Origin of the sequence: Archangium sp. (assembly GCF_036388035.1) — a bacterium.
GTDB lineage: Bacteria > Myxococcota > Myxococcia > Myxococcales > Myxococcaceae > Archangium.
This window is the reverse complement of sequence record NZ_DASVSO010000961.1, coordinates 1-9,109: the sequence shown is the minus strand read 5'-3', so window position 1 is coordinate 9,109 and position 9,109 is coordinate 1. Positions and strand designations below refer to the sequence as shown.

Here is a 9,109-nt window from a genome sequence, read left to right as displayed (position 1 = left end):
CGCCGAGCTCAACCGCTTCGCGCCGGAGCAGGCCCAGCGCGTCGTCTTCATGACGGGAGGGGCCTTCACCCCGCGCGCGCTGAGCTTCCTGCAGGAGGTGTCCAACCCGAAGCTCAGCAAGCCGTTGGACCTGCGCCAGCTCCGGGCGCTGGTGGGCCGCTCCGCCCAGGGCGCGCCGGCCCAGGCCACCGCCACCGCTGTTCCGCTCGCCGTGGCCCAGGGAGGTGCGAGATGAGTGAGCGGCGCGCGGGACGCGCGGGAGTGGCCCCCAAGCCGGCTCCGGGCGAGACGAAGACGCCCTCGCTCCATGCCGTGCCCGCCGTCCAACCCGGACCGCCGGAGCTGACAGCGCGCGCGCTGGTGGCGGGGGGCCTCATCGGCTCGGTGCTGGCCGTCACCAACGTCTACATGGGGCTGAAGACGGGCTTCTGGGAGTCGGGGTGCGTGCTGGCGTCGCTGCTGGCCTACGGGGGCCTGTCGGCCTTCGCCGCCCGGCGGGGGGCTCCGCTCTCCCCGCTGGAGACCAACCTCTCCATGACGACCGCCGTCTCGGTGGGGGCGATGCCCGCCAGCGCCGGACTGCTGGGCGCGGTGCCGGCGCTCGCGCTCCTCGGGACGGGGACGCAGCCGGCGGGCTGGGCCGTGGCGCTGTGGGGCGTGGGGCTGGGGACGCTCGGCGTGCTCTTCGCCTTCTCGCTGCGGCGGCGCCTGCTCGAGGACGAGGCCCTGCCGTTTCCCACCGGTGCCGCCACCGCGGAGCTCATCTCCACCCTGCACTCCACCGGCACGGCCTACGCCGAGCGGGCCCGGGGCCTGTGGGCCAGTGGCCTCATCTCCGGAGTGCTCACCTGGCTGCGGGAGGCACGCGGCCTCATCCCCGCCTCCTCGCTGCTGCCCGGCTCGCTGCGCGTGGGCGGGCTGAGCGCGGACAGCCTGCTGCTGGGCATCGGCTGGCACCCGATGATGTTGGGCATTGGCGTGCTGGTGGGGCCCCAGGCGGGGTTGAGCATCCTGCTGGGCGCGCTGGTGGCGTGGACGGGACTGGCGCCCTGGCTGGTGCGCGAGGGGCTCGTCGCGGGGGCCGACTATGACTCCCTCTCCGCGTGGCTCCTCTGGCCCGGCGTGGGGTTGATGGTGGGCGCGTCGGCCTCGTCGCTCGTGTCCCAGGTGCGTGCCCTCCCGGCGGTGGTCGCCGACCTGCGCGGGCTCGGACGGCAGGGTGAGGGCTGGGAGGCCCGGCTCGGCCCGTGGGTGGCCCGGGCGGTGCCCGCGGCCATCGTCCTCACCGGGGTGGTGGGGTGGTTCGCCTTCCAGCTCGGCCCGCTCTCCTTCCTCCTCGCACTGGTGATGGCCTTCCCGCTGTGCGCGGTGTGCGCCCGGGCCACCGGTCAGTCGGACATCGCTCCCATCAGCCCCGTGGGGCAGCTGGCCCAGGTGGGCTTCGGCATGGTGGCGCCGGGGCTGCCCGGCCTCAACGTCGTGACGGGCGCGGTGGTGTCGGGCGCCGCCTCGCACACCAGCGGGAGTCTGTGGTCGCTCCAGGCCGGGCGCCTGCTCGGGGCGAGCGCCTCGCGCCAGCTCCTCCTCCAGCTCTCGGGGCTGCTGCTGGGCGCCGCCGTGGCCGTCCCCGCCTACTTCCTGCTCGTGTCCACGCACGGGCTGGGCTCCCAGGCGCTGCCCGTGCCCACGGGACTGCAATTCAAGGCCGTGGCGGAACTCACCTCGCGAGGGCTGGAGGGCATGCCGCCCTCCTCCACGCTCGTCTCCTCGCTGGCCTTCGCGCTCGGCGTCGTGCTGTCGGTGGCGGCTCGCGGGCGGCTGGCGCGCCTGCTGCCCTCGGCGGCGGCCATGGGCATCGGCTTCTGCCTGCCGGCCTACTACGCGGTGACCATCTGCCTGGGGGCCCTGCTGGCCGGGGGCGTGAGCCGCCTGCGGCCTTCCTCCACCCAGACGGTTCAAGCCGCGGGGGCCGGTGCCATCGTCGCCGAGGCCCTCCTGGGCGTGCTCATCTCGGCACTGCTGGCGTTCGGCCTCATGCAGCGGCCGGGGTGAGGCGCGCGCGCTCCAGGCTGCGCCGCAGCCGGCCCCGCATGACGTTGGGGACGGTCTCGGCGCGGCGCAGCGCCTCCTCCAGCATGCGCACGGCCGCTTCCCGCTCGCCCCGGCGCAGGCACGCCAGCCCGCGCAGCTCCAGCACCTCCAACGGCTCCTGCTCCACGGAGACTTCGTTGGAGCGCGCCAGCAGCGCCTCCCACTCCTCCGGGGAGGCCTCGCGCGTGGCCAGCTCCACGGTGGAGAAGATGACCTCTTCCGAGGGGCTGAACTCCGCGCCGCTCTCCTTCAGCGTCCGGCGGATGTCCGTGAGCAGCTCCCGCGCGCGCTCGTTCTCCCCGGTGTAGGCGAGCGCGCGCGCCTTGAGCAGCAGCGCCCAGGGCCGCGAGGCCATCTCCGGGTGGTGCCGCTCCAGCGCGATGGCGCGGGAGATGTGCGGGTTGGCCGCCTCCGCGTCTCCTGACTGGAGGAGCAGCTCGCCCATGTTGTGCTCGGCGAAGTACTCCCAGCCCACCATGCCCAGCTCGCGCCCCAGGTGCATGAAGCGCTCCTGGTCCTGCATGGCGCCCTGGAAGTCGTTGCGCGCCACCCACAGGTTGCGGCGGTTGTTGATGGCGCTGCCCAGGTGGAGCCGGTCTCCGCGCTCGGTACACGCGGCGATGACCTCCTCGAAGATGCGCTCCGCCTCGTCGATGCGGCCGAGGTTGGGGAGGATGACGCCCAGCAGGAGCTGCGCCACCACCCGCGACTCGTAGCCGGCGTCCCCCAGCTTCCGGGCCCGGTCCGCCGCCTCCTGCAAGGGCTCGCAGCACTCCTCCCACTGGCCATTGCGGAACTGCGCGCGCCCCAGGCCCAGCAGCATCCGCACCTGGAGCAGCGGCGACTGGAGCTTCACCGAGAAGGCCAGCTCCTGGGCCGCGTACACCCGCTCCTCCGAGCGCGCGTAGTCGTTGATCCAATCGTACGCCATGGCCTCGTCCAGCAGCAGGTCCACCTCGTCGGCCACGTCCCCGAGCTGGCGGGCCAGCTCGCGCGCGCCGGCGAAGTCCGCCAGCGAGTCCTCGTAGCGCCCCACGCGGTAGCGCATGAGGCCCCGGCCCCGGAGCACGGTGAGGCGCCGCCGCCGGTCATCGCCGTCCAGCAGCTCCAGCGCGCGCGTATAGGTGGACTCGGCCTCGATGTACGCGTGCCGGCCGCGCGCGGACTCCGCCAGGTCGATGTAGAGGGCGGCGGCCTGGTCGCGCAGGCCGGCGGCGGCGGCATGCAGGGCCAGGCGGGGCAGGCGCTGGCGCTCGGCGGCGGCGGCATGGCTGTCGTAGTAGCGGTAGGCGGCGCGGTGGATGCGCACCCGGTCCGCCTCGGGCAGCGAGCGCTCCACCGTGGCGCGCAGCAGCTCATTGCGGAAGCTCAGCCCCTCCTGGCGGTGGGACACCAGCAGCCCCAGGTCCAACAGCCGGCGCGTGGCGTGGCGCGGATCCAACGGGAAGTCCGCCGCGCCGCCGTCCTCCTCCAGCGCGTGCACCACGCCCTCGGCCTCGGCGGCGGTGAAGTCCGGGCCGAGCAGCGCGCACAGCCGCGCGTGCGCCGCGAGCTCCACGGGCAGGGCGCCCAACTCCCGGTCCGCCAGCCACTCCACCAGCCGCAGCTCCGGCATGCGGTCCAGCTCGTCCGTGGCGAGGTACCAACTGCCGCCGCTGGCGCGCTGGCGCACCAGTCCCTGGCGCTTGAGGCCGCGCACCAGCTCCACGAGGAAGAGCGGGACGTGCTGGGCGCGCTCGGCCAGGCGCTCGATGGCGGCGGCGGGGACGTTCTCCGCCGGGCGCAGCAGGGTGCGGCACAGCTCCACCGCGCTGGCCTGCGCCAGGGGGCCGAGCGGCAGCACGTCGCGGCGGGCGGCGCGCGTCCCCCACGAGGGGCGCAGGCCCTGGAAGCCCGGACGCGCCAGCACGCACACCCACAGGGGGACGCGGGACTCGGCGAGCGCGGCGTACTCCAGCGCGTCCAGCGCCGTCTCCTCGGCGTACTGCGCGTCATCGAGGATGAGGCACAGGGGTTGCTGCCGGGCCCGTGCGGCCAGCAGCTCACCGGCGGCGCGCATGGCCAGCGAGCGCAGCGCGCCAGGGGCCGCGGCCCAGTTCTGCAGCCCGGCGGCACCCGGGGCGAGCCACCCGAGGGTGGAGGCCACGCCGGGCCACAGCTCGGTGGCGAGCTTCGGTCCCAGCAGCTCGAAGCAGGTGGAGCGCCCCTCGTGGTCCGAGCCCGTCAGCTCGACGCCCGTCTGGAAGCCGTACAGCGCGCCGCGCAGCAGCAGGCGCAGGGTGCCCTCGGGGTCGCCCTGCACCGGCTCGCGGGCGCGCCACGCGGACACCTTCGCGTGGGGCAGGGCCACCTGGAGCTGCTGGGTGAGGGCCGCGCACAGGTGCGTCTTGCCCTGGCCCCGGTCCCCCAGCACCGTCATGACGGTGGGCGCGCGCTCCACCAGCGCCAGGCCCGCGCTCTCCATCAGCTCGGCCAGCTCGTTGCTGCGGCCCACCAGCACCCCGCTGCCGTGCTGGAGGACGGTGACGTCCTCGCGCTCCAGGCTGGTGGACGCGCGCCGGAAGAGGCCCTCGCGGTCCGGCAGGGGCTCGCACGCGAGGTCCGGCAGCGCCTCGGCCGCCGCGGCGGTGAGCAGCAGCGTGGCGGGGTCGTCGTCGGTGGGGTAGCGGTCCTTGCGGGAGAAGACGGGGCCGAGGTAGCGCGCGGGGCCACCCGGGCGGCGCTGCACCGTCACCGCGGCCACGTCCACCAGCGCGGCGGACGCGAGGTTCTGCGCGGCGAGTCCCTCGGCGGCTTGTCGCGCGCGCTGCACGGGGTTCTCCCCCACGTCGGGATCAAAGGCGCCGGCGAAGCGGGTGCCCTCGTGGAAGGCCATCTGCCCGCCGAAGCTGGCGAGCGCCTTCTGCACCGTGACGGGGTTGGCGCCCGAGCGGAAGAAGAGCACCGCCACCGAGCGGCGCGCGGGCCCGGGCGGCGCGGCCTTCTCCTGCGGGCGGGGAGGGGGCGCCGCCGAGGGCGAGGTCCGCTCGGTGATGTGGGCCAGCGCGTCCCGGAGCGCGAGCCGCAGGGGGGCCACGGAGTCGTAGCGGCGCTCGGGCTCCTTGGCCAGACAGCGCAGCACCACCTGCTCGAGCGCGGAGGGCACGGGGGCCAGCTCCGAGGGGCGGGTGGGCCGGCGCGCGAGGTGGGCGTGGATGACGTCGGACGGGGTGCCGAAGAAGGGCGGCCGGCCGGTGAGCATCTCGTAGAAGAGGACGCCCAGGGAGTAGAGGTCCGAGCGCACGTCCAGGCGCGGCGCGCCCGAGCACTGCTCCGGGGACATGTACTCGGCGGTGCCCGCGAAGGAGTCGCCGACGGGCGGGGTGGGCTCGTCGGCGGAGGAGGGGGCGGGTGCGCCCGCGGGCCGCGCGAGGCCGAAGTCGAAGAAGCCCGCGGCCCCCGTGGTGTCGTCGAGGAAGACGTTCTCCGGCTTGAGGTCTCCGTGCAGGTAGCCCCGGGCGTGCACCACCTCCAGCGCGTCCAGCAGGGAGCGCGCGCGCGCGCTGAACTCGGCGTCCCGCATGGGGCCGGACACCTGCGCCAGGCGCTGCGCCAGGGTGGGCCGCGCGATGAACTGCATGACGAGGTAGGGCGCGCCTGCGGACAGGGTGCCCAGCTCGTACACGGCGGGCACGGTGGGCGGGCCGATGGCGCGCAGCACCTCGGCCTCGCGGGTGAGCTGGGTGTGCGCCAGGGGCACGTCGGGGTGGGCCACCTTGATGGCCACGTGCAGGGCGTCGTGCTCGCGCCGCGCGGAGTAGAGGGTGCCAAAGCCACCGCGTGCCACCTCGTCCTCCACGAGGTAGCCGGGGAGGGCGATGGATGCAGCAGGCCGCTCACGCCCCGCGGACAGGGCGTTGGTCGGGGTGGCTCCTCGGGGACAGTGCGCGTGGGTCCCCTCCCAACGCTGCCCGCATGTCACACAACGCGGCACGGTCTCAATCTATCGCAATCTGAGCGTTTCCCCCACATGGCCCGACGGCTCTGTCCTCCAGTGTAGGGGAACGTAGTGTGGGCCCTTGCACAATGCGGGGGGCGGCTCCACCTAGAGGGGGTCAGGGCGACATCCGGAGGTGTCCTCGTGAAGCTCGATCTTCCCTCGGTCCTGCTCGGGTGCGGCGCGGGTGCCGGCGTGGTGCTGCTCGGCAAGCGGCTGCATCCCCTGGCGCTGGAAGTGGCCACGGCCCTCTACCGCCTCACCGGCTCGGTGCTGGCGCGCGCGGCGATGCGGCAGGAGGAGATTGAAGAGCTGCTGGCCCGGGCGCGGGCGCGAGCGCGCGGCTAACCACGCCCGAAGCGCACGCGGAACATGCCCACCAGGCCCTCATCGAGGACGTGGTAGAGCCCTGGAATGACATCAGCGCCTGGGCGGCTCGTGGCGTCGAGCCTGAGCCTGCTGCTTCTTTCCTGTTGTGTGGCTCGCCACCCGGTCACGGCCCCTACCGGTGCGCAGAACCTGGGTCGTTACGTACTCATCCTCGAGCGGGGCGCGGACGGGCAGATGGTCCATTCATGGAAGCCCGTCGAGGACTTCCAGGTGCCGGCACATTCGTACCTGGCGACCACCCCCAGCGTCCAAGGACGCGTCGTCCAGGCCGCCTTCAACCGCGACTGTGAGGGGGAGCGCGATGCGTGTGAGCGCATGTGCCTGGCGGGCCTGCAGGGTGACGATTGGAGCCATATGCGCAAAGGCGCGAAGAAGGAGCATTGCATCCGCGCGTGCAGGCGACCCTACCTCGACTGTTGCAGGCTCAAGGAACTGGCCGAAGGCGAAGCCGTGGAGTTCCATGCCACGGATGAGGCTATCGCCTGGGTGAAGCAGAACAGCGACAAGTTGCTGGCGGGGGCCGTCATCGTCATCGCGGGCGTGGCCTTCGTCGTCGTCGGAGGGAGCGGTGGCGTGGTCCTGTTGCTCGTGCCCGTCGTCACCTTGGCCTCGTCCGAGGTTGCTTCCGAGCCCCGAGCCCTGGCGGTGACGCCATGACGAATCCTCTCATTCTTTCGGATGCACAGCAGGTGATTGGGAGGCGCTGGAGCGAGGGACAGCCTCCAGAGCGGGCGCGGATTCTCATCCTCGCGCGCGACGCCCTGGACTTCATCTCCGTTACGGGGCAGTGGTACCCCTTCGTGGATTTTCGAGGGAATCGCGCCTCCAGCGGTTCCTCCCCGGCGGGTACAGCTCACGGGCTACAAGAAAGCTTGAGCGAGGCCGAGCGCTTCTTCGAGGAACTCCGAGACGAGCCCGAGGCCGCCGGAGAACAGCCGGCCATCCAGGTCATCCTCGATGCGTTTCGTTTCATCTCCTCGACCCGTCAGCACGCGGCCTTCGGTGATTTCCTCGAGCATGTCGAATCCAATGCGCCCCCATTCGTCATGGCCTCGTTTGAAACAAAGAGCGAGGCGGAAGCCTGGCTCAAGAGCCATCCAAACCCGCCCACTTTCGCTGAGATCCTGATCGGCAACCGCTCCCATGACGTGGTGTATGAGCGCGAAACGGATTTCCGCCGCCTGCCATGGAATCGCCACCTCGAGCGCCATCTCGCATGGCTCAAGCGGGAGGAGTCGCCTGTCGCCGAAGCTTCATTCGCCACTCGCGAGGAGGCGGAAGCCTGGCTGGCGAGGCAGCCCAGGCCGGCCAGGTGGACATGGGTGCTGATCGCGGGGGAGTTCTACCTCGCGGCGTATTACCCCAACATCAACCACCGGGCCCTCTACCCCCTCTCCATGGCCGCGAGTGAGGAGGAAGAGGCCGACGGCTAACCACGCCCGAAGCGCACGCGGAACATGCCCACCAGGTCCTCATCGAGGACGTGGTCCTCGAGATAGAGCCGTGCGGCCTCGAAGCGCAGCTCGCGCAGCTTGCGGTAGTGCAGATCGAGGTCTCTCGGCGTGGGCGTGCCCACGAGGCACGGCGCGTCCTCGAAGCGCGAGCTGAGGATGCTGGAGAAGACGCACCCCATGACGGTGTCCTCGGCGGGGTGCAGCAGCTTGAGGGCCGCTCGCACCTTGTGGTCCCAGCCAGTGGCGAAGGACAGCTCCCGGATCTCCTGCATGGGCCGGTGGCTGCGGATGGCGCCGGCCTCGGTGAAGAGGACGTCCCGCCGCTCCTGGAAGCGGCGGATGGCGCGGCGCGGGTCGAAGCAGTGCGGCGCCGAGTCATCCACCACGAGCGTCCCCGGCCGGAGCCGCTCCACATCCAGCAGGTTGGCGGCGCTGGTGGCGCTGAGCAGGACGGAGGCCTCGTACACCTCCGCGGGCGCCTCGGCCCCAGCAATGGCCACCACGCTCACCTCCCCCCGGAAGCCGAGCTCCGTGCGCAGCTCCTCCTTCAGCCGCAGCAGGTACTCGCGCCTGGCGGGCACGTCGCACAACTGGAGGCTCGGCGGGTGGGGCAGCGTCCGCAGCAGCAGCCGCAGGATGGAGGTGCCGATGGAGCCCACACCGAGGAGCGCCAGGCGCTCGTCCTCCAACCCGCGTCCGGCGACCTTCAGCACCTGCTCCACCATCATCACGAAGGAGGCGGCGGTGGTGGCATGGCCGGTGGTGAGCCTCGGCAGGCCGGAGCGACCGGCGGTGGCCGCCTGCACCGCGTGCCCGTAGTCCGTGGCCGAGGGGATGAGGCCGGTGAGGGACACGGTGTCGGCGCCCAGCCGCGCGGCCTCCTCGAGCCCCCGGACGACGGCCTCCACGGTGCGCTGCTGGTCCACGTAGAGCGTCGCGTCCTCCAGCGGGAGCACGATGAGGCCGATGCGGCCGAGGAACGTCTCGTACACGGTGACGAGGGACGCATCTCCCCGGAGGCAGTCGCGGATGAACTCGCGGGGGGTGAGCCGCAACTGCTCGAGGAAGGCGCGGGGCAGGGTGGCGAGCGCCGCCGCGTCCACGGAGAGCTTGGGGCTGTACTCCACCTTGCGCGAGGGGCGGCGCTCCTCCGAGCCCACGTCGTTGTAGACGTCGGCGACGCTGAGCAGGTGCAGGG

General features: G+C 72.7%; 7 protein-coding genes. 5 read left to right on the top strand and 2 right to left on the bottom strand.

What is annotated here, in order from left to right:
- Both VF697_RS39705 and VF697_RS39700 read left to right on the top strand, forming a co-directional pair.
- Positions 1 to 235 (top strand): hypothetical protein (locus VF697_RS39705; RefSeq protein ID WP_331103419.1); only part of this gene is annotated, 235 nt, incomplete at its 5' end.
- A complete protein-coding gene (locus VF697_RS39700; RefSeq protein ID WP_331103418.1) occupies positions 232 to 2,052 on the top strand; it encodes an OPT family oligopeptide transporter in 1,821 nt (606 codons plus the stop codon). The genes VF697_RS39705 and VF697_RS39700, both read left to right, overlap by 4 nt.
- Here the strand turns inward: VF697_RS39700 and VF697_RS39695 are convergent.
- The gene (locus tag VF697_RS39695; protein WP_331103417.1) at positions 2,033 to 5,917 is read right to left on the bottom strand and encodes a serine/threonine-protein kinase PknK; all 3,885 of its coding nucleotides are present in this window, start codon (positions 5,915 to 5,917) and stop codon (positions 2,033 to 2,035) included. The two genes, VF697_RS39700 and VF697_RS39695, sit on opposite strands and share 20 nt — an antisense overlap.
- Positions 5,918 to 6,211: 294 nt before the next feature.
- Between VF697_RS39695 and VF697_RS39690 the strand changes: the two genes are divergently transcribed.
- From VF697_RS39690 to VF697_RS39680, 3 genes are all read left to right on the top strand, one after another.
- Positions 6,212 to 6,415, top strand: coding sequence for a hypothetical protein (locus VF697_RS39690; protein ID WP_331103416.1), 204 nt, complete (start codon positions 6,212 to 6,214; stop codon positions 6,413 to 6,415).
- 66 nt (positions 6,416 to 6,481) lie between these two features.
- A complete protein-coding gene (locus VF697_RS39685; protein ID WP_331103414.1) occupies positions 6,482 to 7,114 on the top strand; it encodes a hypothetical protein in 633 nt (210 codons plus the stop codon).
- Positions 7,111 to 7,890 (top strand): hypothetical protein, encoded by a 780-nt coding sequence (locus VF697_RS39680; RefSeq protein WP_331103412.1) that lies wholly within the window; start codon positions 7,111 to 7,113, stop codon positions 7,888 to 7,890. Before VF697_RS39685 ends, VF697_RS39680 begins: the two co-directional genes overlap by 4 nt.
- On the opposite strand, the gene VF697_RS39675 is transcribed toward VF697_RS39680, so the two are convergent.
- On the bottom strand, positions 7,887 to 9,109 hold a 1,223-nt coding region (locus VF697_RS39675), incomplete at its 5' end, for a hypothetical protein (protein WP_331103410.1). The two genes, VF697_RS39680 and VF697_RS39675, sit on opposite strands and share 4 nt — an antisense overlap.

Bases quoted from the DNA above. Each gene is read 5' to 3' on its own strand.
- VF697_RS39700 (WP_331103418.1), top strand. From the start codon at position 232: ATGAGTGAGCGGCGCGCGGGACGCGCGGGAGTGGCCCCCAAGCCGGCT.
- VF697_RS39685 (WP_331103414.1), top strand. From the start codon at position 6,482: ATGACATCAGCGCCTGGGCGGCTCGTGGCGTCGAGCCTGAGCCTGCTG.
- VF697_RS39680 (WP_331103412.1), top strand. From the start codon at position 7,111: ATGACGAATCCTCTCATTCTTTCGGATGCACAGCAGGTGATTGGGAGG.